The sequence below is a fragment of the Pseudomonas sp. L7 genome (assembly GCF_046605565.1).
Taxonomy (GTDB): Bacteria; Pseudomonadota; Gammaproteobacteria; order Pseudomonadales; family Pseudomonadaceae; genus Aquipseudomonas; species Aquipseudomonas wayambapalatensis.
In genome coordinates this window covers 4,095,658-4,113,231 of sequence record NZ_CP176784.1, presented here as the reverse complement: position 1 = coordinate 4,113,231, position 17,574 = coordinate 4,095,658, and the positions used below count along the sequence as shown (strand labels likewise).

Below are 17,574 nucleotides of genomic sequence, written 5' to 3'. Positions count from 1 at the left end.
GCTGGCGTAGCTTGGTAGTCATGCCATGCAGGCTGTTCTGCAACTGGCCGAGTTCATCACGGCGACTGCTGCTGGGTTGCTCGCCCAAGTTGCCGTCGGCCACCTCCTCCAGGGCGTGCAGGACCCGTTGCAGCGGCTGGCTGATCTGCCGGGCGATCAGTATCGCCAGCAGGGCGCCGAGCAGCAGGGCGAGGGCGGTGGTGGCGAACTGCAGCGTCTTGGCGAACTGGCTGTCATTGACCACGGCCACCGCTTGGCTGTCGAGCAATTGGCCGATCAGGGTGGTGAGGGTCGCGACGTCATTGCCCATGTTGGCGCGGTAGTCCATCAGTTTGCGGGTTTCGCCGCGGAAGGCCTCGACGGCGGCGGCGTAGGCGCGCACCTGTTCGTTCAGTTGGCGGAATTCGTCGGCGAACTGGCCATTGAATGCCGCGGTCAGGGCTGGCAGGTCGTTCACCGTGGTGGCGATCTGTGCATTCATCACCTGCTCGGTGTCTGCGTTGGTGTTGCCGGTGTAGCCACGTACCTGGTAGCGCAGCAGGATCAGGTTCTCGCGAATCTGGTTGATCGCTTCGCTGCGCACGTAGCGCTGTTCGGCATCGGGCAACGCGCGGACCTGCTTGCGGATGCTGTCGATCGTGGCGAACGACTGGGTTGCAAGCGCGCCCATCTCTTTTTGCGCCGCGCGCATGGTGCGGTACGACTGCAGGCTCAGTTCCTGGTTGCGGGCGTAGGCCTGCAGGGTCTGCTCGGCCTTGTCGAGGGTCTGCAGGTTGGTCGCGTTGCGCAGGATGCCGTGGAGTTTCGTCAAACGGGCCTGGAAGGCCGCCAGTGTCTGTTGCAACGCCTTGTCTTGTGCTTCGTCGCCACTGGACATGGCGTGTTGCAGGCGCGCCTCGCGCAGATCGCCCAGGGCATCGTTGAGGGCGGAAACATCGCTGACCGCTTCGCTGCGCCGTACCAGGCTGCCCAGGGCGTCCCAGCCGATCAGCGACTGGGCCAGGGTCAGCACGAGGACCAGGCCAAAACCGAGGCCAAGTTTGTGTGCGATCTTCAGATCGCCGAACCAGGTGAACATCTGCTGCTGTACTCCTTTTCTTGTGCGTTGGAGGAGAGCCGAAGGCTGATCCTGTTACCGGATTTAGTCATCTATATGAATTATCGGCAGCCTTGCAATAATCTGAAAAGAGTTTGCAGAAAAAATAATGGCATATAGCCATTAATCGATTCGTTGTGTGTCATGTGGTTCGCAGGCCAGTTGCCAGGGATGGGCAATCCCGTGCAGATTTGTGGCTTCTCGCGATGAGCAGACCTCCAATTGACAACGCCCTCTCAGGAACAAGGACGATGAGTCATCCCTCGCAATTCACCTTGCTCGGCAAGCGGCGCTTCCTGCCGTTCTTCATCACCCAGTCGCTGGGTGCCTTCAACGACAATCTGTTCAAGCAGTCGCTAATCCTGGCGATCCTCTACAAGCTCAGCCTGGAGGGCGACCGTTCGATCTGGGTCAACCTCTGCGCGCTGCTGTTCATCCTGCCGTTCTTCCTGTTCTCGGCGCTGGCCGGGCAGTTTGGCGAGAAGTTCGCCAAGGATGCGCTGATCCGCGCGATCAAGCTGGCTGAAGTGGTGATCATGGTGATTGGCGCGGTGGGCTTTCTCAGTGATCACCTGGAATTGATGCTGCTGACATTGTTTGCCATGGGCACTCATTCGGCGCTGTTCGGGCCGGTGAAGTACTCGATCCTGCCCCAGGCCTTGCGCGAAGACGAACTGGTCGGCGGCAACGGGCTGGTGGAAATGGGCACCTTCCTGGCGATCCTGGCCGGCACCATCGGTGCCGGGGTGATGATGTCCTCGGGCAACTACGCCACGGTGGTGGCCGGAGGCATCGTCGGCACTGCGGTGCTCGGCTACCTGGCCAGCCGCTGGATCCCGCGGGCGGCGGCGGTGGCGCCGCAGATGAAGCTGGATTGGAATATCTTCAAGCAGTCCTGGGCCACCTTGCGCCTGGGCTTGGGGCAGACCCCGGCGGTGTCGCGCTCGATCGTCGGCAACTCGTGGTTCTGGTTCGTCGGGGCGATCTACCTGACGCAGATCCCGGCTTACGCCAAGGACTGGCTGCATGGCGACGAGACCGTGGTCACGCTGGTGCTGACGCTGTTCTCGGTGGGCATTGCCGTGGGGTCGCTGCTGTGCGAACGCCTGAGCGGGCGCAAGGTGGAGATCGGCCTGGTGCCGTTCGGCTCGTTCGGCCTGACCCTGTTCGGCCTGCTCTGGTGGTGGCATTCGGGTGATGTGCCAGCCGCTGCTGCGCCACACGATTGGCTGAGCCTGTTGGGCATGAGCCAGGCCTGGTGGATCATGGTCTCGATCGTCGGGCTTGGTGTGTTCGGTGGTTTCTACATCGTGCCGCTGTACGCCCTGATCCAGGCGCGTACGCCTGAAGACCAGCGCGCCCGGGTGATCGCCGCGAACAACATCCTCAATGCCCTGTTCATGGTGGTCTCGGCGATCGTCACCATCGTCCTCTTGAGCCTGGCCGACCTGAGCATCCCGCAGCTGTTCCTGGTGGTGTCGCTGCTCAACATTGCGGTCAACGCCTACATCTTCCGCATTGTTCCTGAATTCACCATGCGCTTCCTGATCTGGCTGCTCAGCCATTCGATGTACCGCGTCGAGCACCGCGACCTCGATCGTATCCCTGACGAGGGGGCGGCGCTGTTGGTGTGCAACCATGTGTCGTTCGTCGATGCGCTGCTGATCGGCGGTGCGATCCGCCGACCGATCCGTTTCGTCATGTACTACAAGATCTACAACCTGCCGGTGCTCAACTTCGTGTTCCGCACTGCCGGGGCCATCCCGATTGCCGGGCGCAGTGAGGACGAGGCGACGTACGAGCGGGCCTTTGCGCGCATTGCCGAGTACCTGCGGGCCGGTGAGGTGGTGTGCATCTTCCCGGAAGGCAAGCTGACCGCCGATGGTGAGATCGATGTGTTCAAGGGCGGGGTCAACAAAATTCTCCAGGAAACCCCGGTGCCGGTGATTCCGCTGGCTTTGCAGGGGCTGTGGGGGAGCTTCTTCAGTCGCGATCCGGCCAAGGGCTTTCTGCGCCGGTTATGGTCGCGGGTGACCCTGGTGGCCGGTGCCGCCATCCCGGTGGAGGCGGCCCAGCCTGAAGCGCTGCGCGAGAAGGTCAGTGCCCTGCGCGGCGACTTGCGTTGAGGGAAAGGGCGAAGGTCAGCTGGCGCTGACCTTCAGGCCGATCAGGCCGGCGACGATCAGCGCAACGCTGAGCAGTCGTACCAGTGCCATGGATTCGCCGAACAGGATGATCCCGGCGATTACCGTGCCGATCGCGCCGACGCCGGTCCAGATGGCGTAGGCAGTGCCCAGCGGCAATTCCTTCATGGCCAGGCCAAGCAGGCCCAGGCTCACGGCCATGGCGGCGACGGTCAGTGCGGTGGGGAGTGGGCGAGTGAAGCCATCGGTGTATTTGAGGCCGACAGCCCAGCCGACTTCGAACAGGCCGGCGAAGAACAGGATGATCCAGGACATGATGATTCTCCATCGTTGAAAGATGGGGCCGTCCCCGGATTGGTCACGCGTTGCGTCGTGAGGTCGTCCTCACAGTGCGCACTATATTGCACATCTGTAGGGTTGCAGGCAAGTGGTGGCTGTCCGGGCCTCTTCGCGGGCAAGCCCGCTCCTACACGGTATCCAGCTGTCTTGAGTGTGGGAGCGGGCTTGCCCGCGAAGAGACCCCCGCTCAGTGCCCGACTTGCGCCTGTTCCTCCCCTGCACCGCGGGGCTCTTCCATGCGCCTGAACCAGGTCGAGAGCAAGGCCCCGGAAATGTTGTGCCAGACACTGAACAGCGCGCTGGGCACCGCCGCCAGCGGTGAGAAATGCGCCGCTGCCAGGGCCGCGCCCAGGCCCGAGTTCTGCATCCCCACCTCCAGCGCCAGCGACTTGCGCTGCGCCAGGGGCAGCTTGCACAGCTTGCCGGTCAGATAGCCCAGCAGGAAGCCGAAGCTGTTGTGCAGGATCACCACCGCCATGATCAGCAGGCCGGACTCGGCGATCTTCGCCTGGCTGGCCGCGACCACCGCGCAGACGATCATCACGATGCTCACCACCGACACCAGTGGCAGCACCTGCACCGCCACCTGTACGCGCGCGCCGAGCAGCTTCTGCGCCAGCACGCCGAGCACGATCGGCAGCATCACCAACTGCAGGATCGACCAGAACATGTCCATGAACGAGACGGGCAGCCAGGCCGAGGCCAGGAACCAGATCAGCGCCGGGGTCAGCAAGGGGGCGAGCAGGGTGGTGACTGCGGCGATGGCCACAGCCAGTGCCAGGTCGCCCTTGGACAGCCAGACCATCACGTTCGAGGCCGTGCCGCTCGGGCAGCAGCCGACCAGGATCACGCCCACGGCGATTTCCGGTGGCAGGTGAAACAGTTGGCACAGCAGCCAGGCAACGCCCGGCATGATCACGAAATGCGCCACCACTCCCAGCGCCACGCGCCAGGGTTGACGGGCGAGGGCGGCGAAGTCGTCGAGCTTGAGCGTAAGCCCCATGCCGAACATCACCAGCCCCAGCAGCGGCACGATGGCCACCTTCAGGGCGATGAACCATTGCGGTTGCAGGTAGGCCAGGCAGGCGAACACCAGGACCCAGAGGGCGAAGGTGTTACCGACGAAACGGCTGAAGGCGGCGAGGGCACGCATGGGGGATTCCTTTTCTATTTATAGCTTTGTGGCATTCACTGACCTCTTCGCGGGCTTGCCCGCGAAGAGGTCGGTACTGGCGACAACACAACCACCCCAGCACCGGCCCTTCAACTTGAATCAGACCCCCTGCGGAATCTCTTCCCCACCCAGGGCCTCGAACAGCACCGGCAGGAATTCGTTGAGGGTCATCATCATCAACAGGAAGCTTGCGTCGAACTGTTGCGCGGCTTCGTCGCCACCATCCTGCTCGGCCTGCTCCTGCAGCAGTTCCTCGAATTTCAGGCGCTTGATCACCATCTTGTCGTCGAGCACGAACGACAGTTTGTCCTGCCAGGCCAGGGCCAATTGCGTGACCAGCTTGCCGGTGCTCAGGTGCAACTGGATTTCCTCGCTGGCCAGGTCCTGGCGCTTGCAGCGCACGATGCCACCGTCTTCGGCGGTGTCGCGCAGCTCGCATTCATCCAGTGGATAGAAGCCTTCGGCAGGCTGCTGCGACTTGACCCAGTCGGTCATGGTCGCGGTCGGGGCGATCTTCACGGTGGCCGGGCGCACCGGCAGCGAACCCATGACTTCACGTAGCGTGGAGAGCAGGTCTTCGGCGCGCTTGGCGCTGGCCGAGTTAACCAGGATCAGGCCCTGGCGCGGGGCGATGGCAGCGAAGATCATCGAGCGGCGGATGAAAGCACGCGGCAGGAAGGCCTGGATGATCTCGTCCTTGATCTGGTCGCGTTCCTTCTTGTAGACCTTGCGCATCTGCTCGGTCTCGATCTCTTCGACCTTCTCCTTGACCGCATCGTTGACCACGCTGCTGGGCAGGATACGTTCTTCCTTGCGTGCGGCAATCAACAGGAATTCACCGCTGACGTGCACCAGGGGAGCGTCTTCGCCCTTGCCGAACGGAGCGACGAAGCCGTAAGTGGTCAGCTCCTGGCTGGCGCAGGGGCGGGCCGGCTTGCTGGCCAGGGCGGTCTCCAGCGCTTCAGGCTCGAACGGGACATCCTGGGTCAGGCGGTAGGTCAGCAGGTTCTTGAACCACATGAGGGGGAATCTCTCCTTAATGCATAAGGCGGGCATTATTCTCCGAGCAGTGGTTGCAGGCCAACCCTGTCAGAGGGCCAGCAGTGACTTATTCATAGGTCTTTGAAAGATCAGATAAAAAATTTGAAAAAAGTGCTTGCCAGGGTACAGGGTCCTCCGTAGAATGCGCGCCACACCGAGACGAAGGGTGATTAGCTCAGCCGGGAGAGCATCTGCCTTACAAGCAGAGGGTCGGCGGTTCGATCCCGTCATCACCCACCACTCGATGTATAGCGCAGCGGTAGTTCAGTCGGTTAGAATACCGGCCTGTCACGCCGGGGGTCGCGGGTTCGAGTCCCGTCCGCTGCGCCATATTCCAGCTTCCAGGGCCCACTGAACACCCGGAAGCCACAAAGAAAGCGACCTTAGGGTCGCTTTTTTTGTTTGTGCCTCGCAAAACGCCCCGGGGGCTGTCGGTCGACAGTCCCCGGGGCGTTTCAGCTTCAGGGTTTGGCCACGTGCCAGACCTGGCCGACACCTTCGCCGGTGGTATCGCCCGGCTTCTGATCCTTGACCCAACTGTACAGCGGCTGGTCTTTGTAAGCCCACTGCTTGCTGCCGTCGTCACGGGTAATCACGCTGTAGCCATCGGCGGCCTTGGCGTAGGCGCCGGCGGCCAGCGGCGGCCAATTCTGCGCACATTGACCGTTGCACGCCGACTTGCCAGCGCTGTCCTTGGTGAAGGTGTAGAGGGTCAGGCCTTTGCTGTCGACCAGGACCTTGCCCAGGGCGCTGTCGCCGACTTTCGCGGGGGCGTCCGCCAAGGCCAGGCCAGACACGCAGGTCAGAGCCAATGAAAGAACGAGTGCGCTTTTCTTCAACATGAGAGATACCTCTGGCGGTTATCCGAATCCGTTCGGTGGGTACGATGGCTGTTATGCATCGGTCATGCAGGAACAACGACCTGTGCTCGGCTTTTATTCCCGACCTCGAAAAAAATCTTTCCGTCCCATACCGCTCCTTCGCCACTTGCGCGCATCTACGCCTTCAACTCGCTGGCCCATTGCGTCAGAATCCCCCTACACGCCGGATGCAGCCAGCAGGCCGCGCGCCGGCTCTACCTTGCAAGCAGAGACCGACCATGCAGGATGCCAGCACCTCTCCAACGCCCACGCCGTCGACCCCACTGCTGGGTATCGACCTGGGGACCACCAACAGCCTTATCGCAGTCTGGCAGGACGGCAAGGCGCAGCTGATCGCTAACGCCGTGGGCGAGGTGCTGACGCCGTCGGTGGTCAGCGTCGACGACGATGGCAGCATCCTGGTGGGCAGCGCTGCCCGCGCCCGGCTGACCACCCATCCCCATCGCACCGCTGCGGCCTTCAAGCGCTACATGGGCAGTGACAAGCGCTTCGAGCTCGGCGAGCACCGTTTCACCCCCGAAGAGCTCTCGGCCCTGGTGCTGGGCGCGTTGAAGCAGGATGCCGAAGCGTATCTGGGGTGCCAGGTCAGCGAAGCGGTGATCTCGGTGCCGGCCTATTTCAGCGACGAACAGCGCAAGCGCACGGTCTTCGCTGCGGAGCTGGCGGGGCTGAAGGTGCAGCGCCTGATCAACGAGCCGACCGCGGCCGCCATGGCCTACGGGCTGCACGAGCAGAAGTTCGAGCGCACCCTGGTGTTCGACTTGGGCGGCGGGACCTTCGACGTCACTGTGCTGGAATACGCCTTGCCGCTGATCGAAGTGCATGCTTCAACCGGTGACAACTATCTGGGGGGCGAGGATTTCACCGAGGCCTTGCTCAATGCCTGCCTGCGCGACTGGAACCTCAGTGCCGAAGCCCTGGAGCCCCAGGCGCTGTCGAGCCTGCATGATGCGATCGAGCAACTGAAACGCGAGGTGGGCGAGGGCAGCCGCACCCTGAATTGGAGCGGCGATGGCCAGGCCCGCGAATGGGTGCTCGACCAGGCCCGGTTGCAGTCGATCTGGGCGCCGTTGCTGGCACGGGTGCGGACCCCCATCGAGCAGGCCCTGCGTGATGCGCGCCTGAGCCCGCGCGAACTGGACAGCCTGGTGCTGGTCGGTGGGGCCACGCGCATGCCGCAGATCCAGCAACTGGTGGCCAAGCTGTTCGGCCGCCTGCCGTACCGCCACCTCGATCCGGACACCATCGTCGCTCTTGGCGCCGCCAGCCAGGCAGCCTGCAAGGCGCGGGATTCGGCGATCGACGAGTTGATCCTGACCGACGTCTGTCCTTACACCCTGGGGGTCGCCTCGTCCCGTGGCGAGGAAGTGTCCGGGGCCTTTACCCCGATCATCGAGCGCAACACGGTGATCCCCACCTCGCGTGTGCAGCGCTTCTACAGCAGCCATCCGGAGCAGAAAGTGGTGCGCATCGCCGTGTACCAGGGCGAGCGGCCATGGGTGCGCGACAACATTCTGGTCGACAGCTTCGAGATTCCGTTGCAGCCGACCGGCCAGGTGCAGTCGCTGGATGTGCGCTTCAGCTACGACATCAATGGCCTGCTCGAAGTGGACGTGACGTTCCTCGAAACCGGGCACAAGCACAGCCACAGCATCGACCGCAGCCCGACCGGGCTGGACAGCGACGCCCGCCAGGCCAGCCACGAGCGCCTGGCTAGATTGAAGATTCACCCGCGCGACGCCTTGCCCAACCGCACCCTGCTGGCCCGCCTGGAGCGCGCCTGGATGCAGAGCCTGGGGGATGAGCGCGACCTTATCGGCAGTTGGCTGGATGCCTTCAATGCCGTGCTCGCTGGCCAGCAGGCCAGCGAGATCAGCCGCCAGCGCCAGCAGTTGAGCCAGGCGCTGGACGAGCTGCGCTACTGATCAGGGATGATTCAGGCGCCGCAGGGCCACTTGCAGGCCCAGTTGCAACTGGTCGGGGTCGTCCGGTGAAGGGCCATAGCGGTTGGCCAGCTTGTCGCCGGGTAGCCCCACCAGAAGCAGCGGTGCGAACGGCAGCAGGCGGCTGACGGCCAGCAACCCCACCAGTGCCCAGACGCCCTGGCCCAAGTCGCGCAAGCGCCGCAGGAAGGATGTCAACAGCAGCAACACGACAAGGGTCCAGAGCATCGGGCTCTTGGTCGCGGTGGTCAGCACCGTGCCCGCCAGCAGCAGCACGATCACGTGGGCGATCAGGTCGCTGCGATTGAGACGGCTGTCCAGGCGCCAGAACGCCCAGGAGGGCACCGGCGTCTGGCTGACACGAGCCATCAGCAGACGCTCGGCGCGGGCCAGTATCGCCATGCTGGCGCAGCGCAGGCCGGTGTCCTGGTCCGGATCGTCCTTGGCTTTCTGCAGGCGCATCAAGGCGCGGGTGCCTGGCGGAAATGCGGATTTGACCAGGTGATTGAAGGCGTCGAGGATCTCGTTGAGCAGCTTGCCGTCGACCTTCTCTTCCTGCTCCACCGCTTGGCGCGGCGGGCGTTTGACCTTGCCGGCGATCAGGCCGTCGCGCAGCGGAGCGAACCAGGGGCTGTCGTTGTTCAGTGCCTCGAGGCGATCGCGCAAGCGGGCGCGCTGTTGAGCATCGAGCTCGGGGTCGTGGTACAGCACGGCGCACAGCAGCATGTAGCCCAGTGGGTGGTCGTCGAGGGTGCCAACGTCTTCTTCCAGGCATTCGAGCAGGCGGACCGCGCCGGGCAGGCGAGTGCTGCCGAACACGTAGCCCAGGGTTTGCAGGCGGCTGGCAACCAGGGCCTGCATCGGATCGCGATCGTCCATCCAGCCGAGCAGGGCATTGTGTTCGTTGAACTGAGCCTGACGGGCGATCAGCACCTTGTGCAGGGGGGCGAACGGATGGTCGCTCGGATAGGTGAGCTGGGCGGCCAGTTGCGGTGGCGCCAGGTCCAGCCAGCGTTGCGGCTGTTGCGCCGTGGCCAGCATGAACAACTGCTGGCGATGCCAGTTCCACAGCGCTTCGCCCTCGACCATCGGCGGCAGCTCGATGCCGTTCAGTGCCAGTTCTTCCATCAGCACCAGGCCGAACGGCACGGTGAACATGCGGCGCATGTCGAAATGCTCGTTCAGCTCGCCCAGCGCTCGCGGCGAATAGACCCGCATGCGCCGCAGCCACTCGCGGCAGGCCGGGTGCAGTGCGTCGGACTTGAGCGCCTCTGGCAGTTCCACAGGCCCCTCGTCACGTGCGCAGTACTCCGCCAATGCACGCGCCACCGGTGAGTGTTCGAGCCAATGCAGTTGCTGCGCAGCCTGGCGCTGGAAGCCCTCGAGGATCAAGGCATCGAGCGGGTCGTTGCCCAGGCGCTCATCGACAATGGTGCGCAGCAAGCCGGCTTCACCGCGTTGCAGGGCCCAGGCCTGCCAGTAGCGGCGGTGCAGTTCGCGATCTTCCTGATTGGGCAACAGCCAGGCGAGCAGCGGCAGTTCGTCGTCGCCGTCCAGGCGCCAGTCGATGTAGGTGGCGGCGATGCCCTCAAGGCCCAGGCGCGAGGCTTCGGACCAGCGCGCCAGTGTCTGCGGCGACTGTGCCGGGCTGCCCAAGACCTGTGCCGGATCGGCCAGGTCGGCGGGCCAGGTCTCGGGTGTGCTCTGCTGGTCGAGGGCCTGGATCAGCAGGGGCAGGCGTTGCGGCTGGTAGCGCGCGCAGAGGTCGAGCAGCCAGCGTTCGGCCTGCGGGTGGCGATGTTCGCGCCACAGCCGTAGCCAGCAGTCCAGGGCTTGCTGCTCGGCGCCCAGGGCGTCGGCCTGGCGGGCCAGCAGGAACAGCAGGTCGACATCGTCCGGCGCCTGCTGGTGCTGCAACTGCAGGCGTGCATGCAGGGTGAGGCTGCCGATGCCGACTTGGCTGAACTGTTCGGTCAGACGCTGGACCAGGTGTTCGTCGTCAGGGAACGCCACGCAGGTGTGGTACCCGGCGAACTGTGCGTACTCGAACAGCGGGCGCTCCTGATGGTAGTAGCCAAGGCTGCGGAAGTACCAAAGGGTTTCCAGTTGCGCGGCGGGCGACCAGCTGTGCATCAGGCGGGTGTCGAACGGATCGGGCTCCTCGATGCGTTGCAGGAAGGCTTCTATCTCCTGGGCATCCTCCGGCGCCAGGCGCAGCAACTGCTCGGCCCAGCCCATGCGCCGGGCCAGCAGGCGCGCGCACTGGTACGAGATCGGTCCGCAGTTGCGCAGGTTGTGCAGCAGTCGCCAGCTGAGGTCTTCCAGTTGCTCCAGGGGCAGTTCGTCGAGCTGGGCGATGTAGTCCTGCCAGGCTTGGGGTTCGTAACGGCGAGTGGAGTCTTCGAGCAGTGCATGGAACGCCTCGAAGGCTTCGCTGGTGGACGCTTCGCTCTGCCCGTCGGCTGCTTGCTGCTCGGGCGTCGCGCCGGTTTCGGCGTGTTCGCGGGCCAGACGCTGTGCTTCTTCGTAGGCGGCGCGCAGGGCCTGGAAGCCTTCGGGGTCGGTTTCCGGATGGTGCGTCGGCAGGCGGCCGCGGTAGGCCTGGCGGATGGTGTCGAGGTCCTGGGTCGGCTCGATGCCCAGGCGAATCCAGCAACTCATGACCAGCAGTCCTCTTCCAGTGATGCCGGGCGTTCCGGCTCGGGCAACGGCAGCTCCCAGGGCAGGTCGGCGAGCAGCGCGTTGGCGCCGATCCTCAGGTTCAGGGCAATGCAGCGATTCCAGTGTTCGTTGCCTTGGCGCTCCAGGTTGGCGGCAAAGGTCTCGTCGCTGCTGTCGGAGACATTCCACAGCGCCTTGCCGAACAGGTACCCGGCGATGTAGCTGTCCCAGCGGTTGTAGTAATGGCGGGCGCGCAAGGCCAGGCGATAGTGCAGGTAGAGGCTTTCGTCGCGGCTGATATGGCCCTTTTTCACCCCGGCGCGCAGCAGAAAGCTCATGCGTCCGATGTCCCAGGCGCGGGTTCCGCCCGGGCCGCAGTCGGGAAAGGTGCGTGCGGCGTAGCTGTACTTGACCCGGTCACGTGGCGTCAGGGTTGCGAGCAGCGCCTGCCACTGGCTTGGCAGGCAGCGCTGGAACTGCCAGTAGGCGTTGCTCATCTCGCTGGCGTGGCCGTTGTCGGCCATGCCGAGCACGTCGAGCAACTGGGCACGGGTGCTGATGCCCCAGCCGCTTTCCAGGTCAGTCTGGTCTTCGCCTTCGAAGTACTCGGCGGCGGTGTAGCTGGCACCGTTGAGTGCGGCCATCGGGGCGGAGAGGGCGTGCAGCCAATGCTGTGGGGATTCGTCCATGAAGAGTGTCCGGGGCGAGGGGGGTGGCGCGATTGTAGAGAGGCAACAAGGGGGCCGTCTACGCAGGCCTCAACGCCGGCCTTCTTCCGCTCGCAGCGTCAGCACTTCATAGCCCTGCTCGGTCACCGCGACCGTGTGCTCCCACTGCGCCGACAGCCCGCCATCGCGGGTGATCACCGTCCAGCCATCCTTCAGCGTGCGTGTGCCGCGGGCGCCCTGGTTGATCATCGGCTCGATGGTGAACACCATCCCCGGCTTGAGTTTCAGGCCCATGCCGCGTTGGCCATAGTGCAGCACCTGCGGCGCTTCGTGCATCTGCCGGCCGATGCCGTGGCCGCAGTACTCGCGCACCACGCTGTAGCCCGCCGCCTCGGCGAACTGCTGGATGGCGTGGCCGATATCGCCCAGGGTGGCGCCGGGGCGCACCTGTTCGATGCCTTTCCACAGCGCCTCGTAGGTGGTGTCGACCAGGCGCCGGGCCTCCTCGCTGATTGCGCCGATTTGGTACATCTTCGACGAGTCGGCAATGTAGCCGCCCTGTTCCAGGGTGATGTCGACGTTGATGATCGAGCCTTCCTGCAGCACCTCGTCAACCTTGGGCATGCCATGGCAGACGACCTGGTCCACCGAGGTGTTCAGCGAATAGGGGAAGCCGTACTGGCCCTTGCTCGCCGGGCGCGCCTTGAGCGTCTCGACGATGAAGGCTTCGGCGCGGTCGTTGATCTGCATCGTGGTCACCCCGGCACGGATGAAACCGTCGAGGTCGGCGAACACCTGTGCCAGCAACTGCCCGGCCCTGCGCATCAGTGCCAGCTGCTCCGGGTTCTTGAGTATCACCTCGCTCATTGCAGCAGCTCCTTGAGATTCGCTTGTTCCTGACGCAACAGTTGGCGCAGCAGTTCCTGGTAAGTGGCCTGGGGATGCAGTTCGGCGAGCATGCCGATGCGGATCCAGTGTTCGGCCTGGGCGTTGATCGAGCGCGACATCGCGGCGCTGGCGATGCGCAGGTCTTCGTGGAGGTCGTCGCAGATCTTGACGATGCCCATGGGGAGTCTTCCTGGTATATGAAACGTATACGGATCATATAATCGGTTGGGGCGTCGTGTCATCTTCTGGTGCGCGGGGGCATCAAGACGGGGCGGATATCGCGTCGATGTTTTCGCGGGTCTACCCGCCCTCTGGGGCTGCGCAGGCCTGTGGGCGCGGGTTTGTCCGCGACATGGCCACCGCCATCGCGCAACTGGCCCGCAAATTGCTGATTCAGCTGCATCCGGACCCCTCAACGCCGAGGGGCCCTACATCTTCACGACAAAGGCGCCGTGTTACCCGCTTGCCCTGCAGGCCGGGTAGCCGGCGCCTTTTGCGTTTTCAGGGAGACCGCCCATGAGCAGCAGCGAGGTGCGCAGCGTTTGCCCGTATTGCGGGGTCGGGTGCGGCATCGTCATGACCGTGGCCGAGGGCAAGGTCACCAAGGTCAGCGGCGACAAACAGCACCCGAGCAACTTCGGACGCCTGTGCACCAAGGGCCTCACCGCACACCTGCCACTGTCCGCTGCCGGGCGCATGGAGCACGCTTTCGTGCGCCAGCAGCGCAGCCAGCAGCCGGTGCGCACGGGCATGGACGAGGCCATTGCGCAATCGGCCGCGCGCCTGCGCGCGATCATCGACCAGCACGGGCCTGATGCCGTGGCGCTCTATGTGTCAGGGCAGATGTCGCTGGAGGCTCAGTACCTGGCCAACAAGCTGGCCAAGGGCTTTATCCGCACGCGCCATATCGAGTCCAACTCGCGGCTGTGCATGGCCAGTGCCGGCAGCGGCTACAAGCAGTCGCTGGGCGCCGATGGTCCACCGGGCAGCTACCAGGATTTTGAGCGCGCCGAGGTGTTCTTCGTCATTGGCGCCAACATGGCCGACTGTCATCCGATCCTGTTCCTGCGCCTGCTCGACCGAGTCAAGGCCGGGGCCAGGCTGATTGTCGTCGACCCGCGCCGCAGTGCCACTGCCGACAAGGCCGACCTGTTCCTGCAGGTGCGCCCGGGCAGTGATCTGGCCCTGCTCAACGGCTTGCTCTACCTGCTGCACGAGAACGGCCACACCGACAGCGATTTCATCGCCCGCCACACCGAGGGCTGGGACGACATGCCGGCCTTTCTCGCCGACTATACCCCCGAGCGGGTCGCGGCCCTGACCGGCCTTGCCGAGGCCGATATCCGCCAGGCGGCTGCCTGGATCGGCGGGGCGTCGGAGTGGATGAGCTGCTGGACCATGGGCCTCAACCAGAGCATCCATGGCACCTGGCACAGCAACGCGCTGTGCAACCTGCACCTGGCCACCGGCGCGATCTGCCGTCCTGGCAGCGGACCGTTCTCGCTGACCGGCCAGCCCAACGCCATGGGCGGCCGTGAGATGGGCTACATGGGCCCAGGCCTGCCGGGCCAGCGTTCGGCGCAGGTGGCGGGCGACCGTGCTTTTGTCGAGCAGCAGTGGGGCCTGGCGCCGGGCGCGCTGCGCAGCGAAGGCGGTGAAGGCACGGTGGCGCTGTTCGAGCAGATGAAGGCCGGGGAAGTGAAGGCCTGCTGGATCATCTGCAGCAACCCGGTGGCCAGCGTCGCCAACCGCCAGCAGGTGATCGACGGCCTGCACGAGGCGCAGTTGGTGATCGCCCAGGACGCTTTCCTCGACACCGAGACCAACCGCCATGCCGATATCCTCCTGCCTGCCGCGCTGTGGGCCGAGGGCGAGGGTGTGATGATCAACAGCGAGCGCAACCTCACCCTGATGCCGCGTGCAGTCGCAGCGCCCGGCGAAAGCCTTGAGGATTGGCGCATCATTGCCCGCATCGCTTGTGCCATGGGCTATGCCGAGGCGTTCAGCTATGCCGATGCCGAAGCGGTGTACGACGAGATCCGCCGTTTCTGGAACCCCGCCACCGGCTATGACCTGCGCGGCATCGGCTACGCCGAGCTACGCGACAAACCGCGCCAGTGGCCAAGTGCGCCCGGGCGCGCGGACGACCGCAGCCCGCTGCGCTATCTCAACGACGGCAGCAGCCAGGCGCTGCTGCACGATGCCCAGGGCGAACGCCCCGCACTGGTCTTTCCCACGCCCAGTGGCAAGGCGCGGTTCTTCGCCCGGCCCTGGCTGGCGCCGGCCGAGCTGCCGGATGCCGACTTTCCGCTGGTGCTCAACACCGGCCGCGTGCAGCACCAGTGGCACACCCTGACCAAGACCGGCAAGGTGCCGAGCCTGAACAAGCTCGAGCCCGGTCCCTTCGTCGAGATTAATCCGCAGGACGCCCGACGCCTGGGCATCGCCGACAAGGACCAGGTGGCGATTCGCTCGCGCCGCGGCCAGGCCGTGCTGCCGGCACGCATCAGCGAGCGGGTGCTGGTCGGCAACTGCTTTGCCCCTTTTCACTGGAACGACCTGTATGGCGAGCAACTGGCGATCAACGCCGTGACCTGCGACGCGGTCGATCCAACTTCCCTGCAACCGGCCTTCAAGCATTGCGCCGTGACCCTGGAGCGGGTTGCGGGCGAACGCATCGAGGCACTCGAGCTGCCCTGCGCGATCCCTACGGAGCCTGCCACCATGCCCACCGACACCCTGTCTCGCCTGCTCGGCCTGGACAGCCTGCCGGCCCCCGTCCTGGCTGACGAGGAGCGTCATTACCTTCAGGGCTTCCTGCTCGGCCTTGGGCAGGCGCGTACACCGGGTGTGCCCAGCCTGCCGCCCGGTGCGCCGCTGGCGCCCGCCAGTCGGCTGTTCGTCGATGGCTTGATCGCCGGCCTGTTCGCCCAGCCGGTGGTGGCGCCGGTCGCCATGGCCGAGGTCGCCCGGCATCGGGTGCTGTGGGCCTCGCAGACCGGCAATGGCGAGGTGCTGGCCGAGCGCTGTGCGGCCCATCTGCGCGAAGCGGGCCTGGCGGTCGAGCTGAGCTGCATGGATGCAGTCAGCCCCGGCCAATTGCGTGGCGCCGCCAGCGTGCTGCTGATCACCAGCACCTTTGGTGACGGCGATGCGCCTGACTGTGCTTCGGCGTTCTGGCAGGCGCTGCAGGGCGAGGAGGGGGCGCAGTGTGCGGCACTGCCCTTCGCCGTGCTGGCGCTGGGTGACTCCAGCTACGACCAGTTCTGCGGCTTTGGCCGCAAGCTCGACCAGCGCCTGGCTGAACTGGGCGGCCGACGTCTGCTCGATCGGGTCGATTGCGAACCGGACTTCGACCCATCGTTCGCCGCCTGGCTGCAGGCGTTGCTGCCGCTGCTCGGGCCGACGGCCGAAGCGCCCGTCATAGCCCCGCCGGCGCGGGTGTTCGGCAAGCAGCAACCCTGCCTGGCTCCCATCATCGAGAACCGTGTGCTCAATGCGCCCGGAGCGACCAAGGAGACACGCCAGGTGGTGTTCGACCTGCAAGGCACCGGGCTGGTCTACGAGGCAGGCGATGCGCTGGGTGTCTGGCCGCGCAACTGCCCGGCGCTGGTCCAGGAGCTGCTAGGCCTGATGGGGCTCGATGGCCAGACGTGCGTGCAACTGCCGGACTTGCCGACGATGCCGTTGGCCGAGGCGATGGAGCGGCATCTGGAGATCGCCCGGGTCACGTCGCAGCAGCTTGCCGCCTTCAGCCAGGCGCCGCAGGCAGGTGAACTGCGTCGGCTGCTGCTGCCCGAGCACAAGGCCGAACTCAAGGAGTGGCTGTGGGGGCGGCAGTTGGCCGATGTGCTCGCGGCATTCGCGCCGCAACTGTCACTGGAAAACTGGTTGGCCCTGCTCAAGCCGTTGCAGCCACGCATGTACTCGATCAGCTCCAGCCCCAAGGCCCATCCGCAGCAGGTGCACCTGACCGTTTCAACTGTGCGCTATGGCCAGCGCAAGGGCGTGAGTTCAAGCTTCCTCGCCGACCGCGCCGAAGCGCTGGAGGTGGCGATCTTCCCGCAGGTCGCGCGGCATTTCCGACTGCCGGACGACGATGCTACACCGCTCATCATGGTCGGCCCTGGCACGGGTATCGCGCCGTTCCGAGCCTTTCTCGAAGAGCGCGAAGCCCGCGGTGCGACCGGCGGCAACTGGCTGTTCTTCGGTGAGCAGCATGCCGCCTTTGATTTCTATTACCGCGAGCAGTTGCAGGCCTGGGAGGCCAGCGGTCATCTGCGCCTGAGCACGGCGTTCTCGCGTGACCAGGCCGAGAAGCTGTACGTGCAGCAGCGCATGCTCGAACAGGGCGCCGAACTGTGGCAGTGGCTGGAGGCAGGGGCGTACTTCTACATCTGCGGCGATGCCCAGCGCATGGCCAAGGATGTCGATGCTGCGTTGCGCCAGGTCGTGGCCGAGCACGGGCGGATGAGCGCCGAGGCGGCAGCGGCTTATGTCGAGGAATTGGGCAAGAACAAGCGTTATCGACGCGATGTGTATTGAGTGCACCGGGATGGGGAGGGGTGCACCGGCTTGAGGCGTTGCCGCGTGCGGCGCTGTCGCCGGACACGCCCGCTGCCACAGGTCGCGCAACGCTGCATACCCCGCAGGAGCGGGCTTGCAACGCGACAGTGCCAGCACTCATTCCGACCTTGGCACGCTCCCTGCTTTCAACGGTTTACAACACAGCCCCACTG

11 protein-coding genes, 2 tRNA genes and 1 pseudogene are annotated in these 17,574 nt (G+C 65.0%); 5 read left to right on the top strand and 9 right to left on the bottom strand.

Going from position 1 to position 17,574, the window contains the following annotated elements; all coding sequences use genetic code 11:
* Nucleotides 1–61: 61 nt before the first annotated feature.
* A pseudogene (locus ACK3BK_RS18930) lies at nt 62–1,078 on the bottom strand (methyl-accepting chemotaxis protein); the annotation flags it as partial.
* A gap of 269 nt (nt 1,079–1,347) precedes the next feature.
* Here ACK3BK_RS18930 and ACK3BK_RS18925 point away from each other — a divergent pair.
* A complete protein-coding gene (locus tag ACK3BK_RS18925) occupies nt 1,348–3,222 on the top strand; it encodes an MFS transporter (RefSeq protein WP_288377394.1) in 1,875 nt (624 codons plus the stop codon).
* Nucleotides 3,223–3,237: 15 nt separating this feature from the next.
* Here the strand turns inward: ACK3BK_RS18925 and sugE are convergent, their stop codons facing one another.
* From sugE to rdgC, 3 genes are all read right to left on the bottom strand, one after another.
* Nucleotides 3,238–3,555 (bottom strand): quaternary ammonium compound efflux SMR transporter SugE, encoded by a 318-nt coding sequence (gene sugE / locus ACK3BK_RS18920; RefSeq protein ID WP_186667108.1) that lies wholly within the window; start codon nt 3,553–3,555, stop codon nt 3,238–3,240.
* A gap of 211 nt (nt 3,556–3,766) precedes the next feature.
* The gene (locus ACK3BK_RS18915) at nt 3,767–4,732 is read right to left on the bottom strand and encodes a bile acid:sodium symporter family protein (protein WP_411383077.1); all 966 of its coding nucleotides are present in this window, start codon (nt 4,730–4,732) and stop codon (nt 3,767–3,769) included.
* 120 nt (nt 4,733–4,852) lie between these two features.
* Nucleotides 4,853–5,773, bottom strand: coding sequence for a recombination-associated protein RdgC (gene rdgC / locus ACK3BK_RS18910; RefSeq protein WP_054890921.1), 921 nt, complete (start codon nt 5,771–5,773; stop codon nt 4,853–4,855).
* Nucleotides 5,774–5,958: 185 nt separating this feature from the next.
* On the opposite strand from rdgC, the gene ACK3BK_RS18905 reads away from it, so the two are divergent.
* Both ACK3BK_RS18905 and ACK3BK_RS18900 read left to right on the top strand, forming a co-directional pair.
* Nucleotides 5,959–6,034, top strand: a tRNA-Val gene (locus tag ACK3BK_RS18905).
* A 13-nt stretch (nt 6,035–6,047) separates the two neighbouring features.
* Nucleotides 6,048–6,124, top strand: a tRNA-Asp gene (locus ACK3BK_RS18900).
* Nucleotides 6,125–6,255: 131 nt separating this feature from the next.
* On the opposite strand, the gene ACK3BK_RS18895 is transcribed toward ACK3BK_RS18900, so the two are convergent.
* Nucleotides 6,256–6,636, bottom strand: a complete 381-nt coding sequence (locus tag ACK3BK_RS18895; protein WP_411383076.1) for a hypothetical protein — start codon at nt 6,634–6,636, stop codon at nt 6,256–6,258.
* Nucleotides 6,637–6,893: 257 nt separating this feature from the next.
* On the opposite strand from ACK3BK_RS18895, the gene ACK3BK_RS18890 reads away from it, so the two are divergent.
* Nucleotides 6,894–8,600, top strand: a complete 1,707-nt coding sequence (locus ACK3BK_RS18890; RefSeq protein ID WP_411383075.1) for an Hsp70 family protein — start codon at nt 6,894–6,896, stop codon at nt 8,598–8,600.
* On the opposite strand, the gene ACK3BK_RS18885 is transcribed toward ACK3BK_RS18890, so the two are convergent.
* The 4 genes from ACK3BK_RS18885 to ACK3BK_RS18870 form a co-directional block, all read right to left on the bottom strand.
* Nucleotides 8,601–11,279 (bottom strand): DUF805 domain-containing protein, encoded by a 2,679-nt coding sequence (locus ACK3BK_RS18885; protein WP_411383074.1) that lies wholly within the window; start codon nt 11,277–11,279, stop codon nt 8,601–8,603.
* Nucleotides 11,276–11,968 (bottom strand): DUF1266 domain-containing protein, encoded by a 693-nt coding sequence (locus tag ACK3BK_RS18880; protein WP_411383073.1) that lies wholly within the window; start codon nt 11,966–11,968, stop codon nt 11,276–11,278. The genes ACK3BK_RS18885 and ACK3BK_RS18880 overlap by 4 nt, the downstream gene beginning before the upstream one ends.
* 69 nt (nt 11,969–12,037) lie before the next feature.
* The gene (gene map / locus ACK3BK_RS18875; protein WP_411383072.1) at nt 12,038–12,814 is read right to left on the bottom strand and encodes a type I methionyl aminopeptidase; all 777 of its coding nucleotides are present in this window, start codon (nt 12,812–12,814) and stop codon (nt 12,038–12,040) included.
* Nucleotides 12,811–13,014, bottom strand: coding sequence for a ParD-like family protein (locus ACK3BK_RS18870; protein ID WP_054890915.1), 204 nt, complete (start codon nt 13,012–13,014; stop codon nt 12,811–12,813). The genes map and ACK3BK_RS18870 overlap by 4 nt, the downstream gene beginning before the upstream one ends.
* 337 nt (nt 13,015–13,351) lie before the next feature.
* Here ACK3BK_RS18870 and ACK3BK_RS18865 point away from each other — a divergent pair, with 337 nt between their 5' ends.
* Nucleotides 13,352–17,380 (top strand): molybdopterin-dependent oxidoreductase, encoded by a 4,029-nt coding sequence (locus ACK3BK_RS18865; protein WP_411383071.1) that lies wholly within the window; start codon nt 13,352–13,354, stop codon nt 17,378–17,380.
* Nucleotides 17,381–17,574 lie beyond the last annotated feature (194 nt).

Coding starts and splice junctions, on each gene's coding strand:
- ACK3BK_RS18925 (WP_288377394.1), top strand. CDS start 1,348: ATGAGTCATCCCTCGCAATTCACCTTGCTCGGCAAGCGGCGCTTCCTG.
- sugE (WP_186667108.1), bottom strand. CDS start 3,555: ATGTCCTGGATCATCCTGTTCTTCGCCGGCCTGTTCGAAGTCGGCTGG.
- ACK3BK_RS18915 (WP_411383077.1), bottom strand. CDS start 4,732: ATGCGTGCCCTCGCCGCCTTCAGCCGTTTCGTCGGTAACACCTTCGCC.
- rdgC (WP_054890921.1), bottom strand. CDS start 5,773: ATGTGGTTCAAGAACCTGCTGACCTACCGCCTGACCCAGGATGTCCCG.
- ACK3BK_RS18895 (WP_411383076.1), bottom strand. CDS start 6,636: ATGTTGAAGAAAAGCGCACTCGTTCTTTCATTGGCTCTGACCTGCGTG.
- ACK3BK_RS18890 (WP_411383075.1), top strand. CDS start 6,894: ATGCAGGATGCCAGCACCTCTCCAACGCCCACGCCGTCGACCCCACTG.
- ACK3BK_RS18885 (WP_411383074.1), bottom strand. CDS start 11,279: ATGAGTTGCTGGATTCGCCTGGGCATCGAGCCGACCCAGGACCTCGAC.
- ACK3BK_RS18880 (WP_411383073.1), bottom strand. CDS start 11,968: ATGGACGAATCCCCACAGCATTGGCTGCACGCCCTCTCCGCCCCGATG.
- map (WP_411383072.1), bottom strand. CDS start 12,814: ATGAGCGAGGTGATACTCAAGAACCCGGAGCAGCTGGCACTGATGCGC.
- ACK3BK_RS18870 (WP_054890915.1), bottom strand. CDS start 13,014: ATGGGCATCGTCAAGATCTGCGACGACCTCCACGAAGACCTGCGCATC.
- ACK3BK_RS18865 (WP_411383071.1), top strand. CDS start 13,352: ATGAGCAGCAGCGAGGTGCGCAGCGTTTGCCCGTATTGCGGGGTCGGG.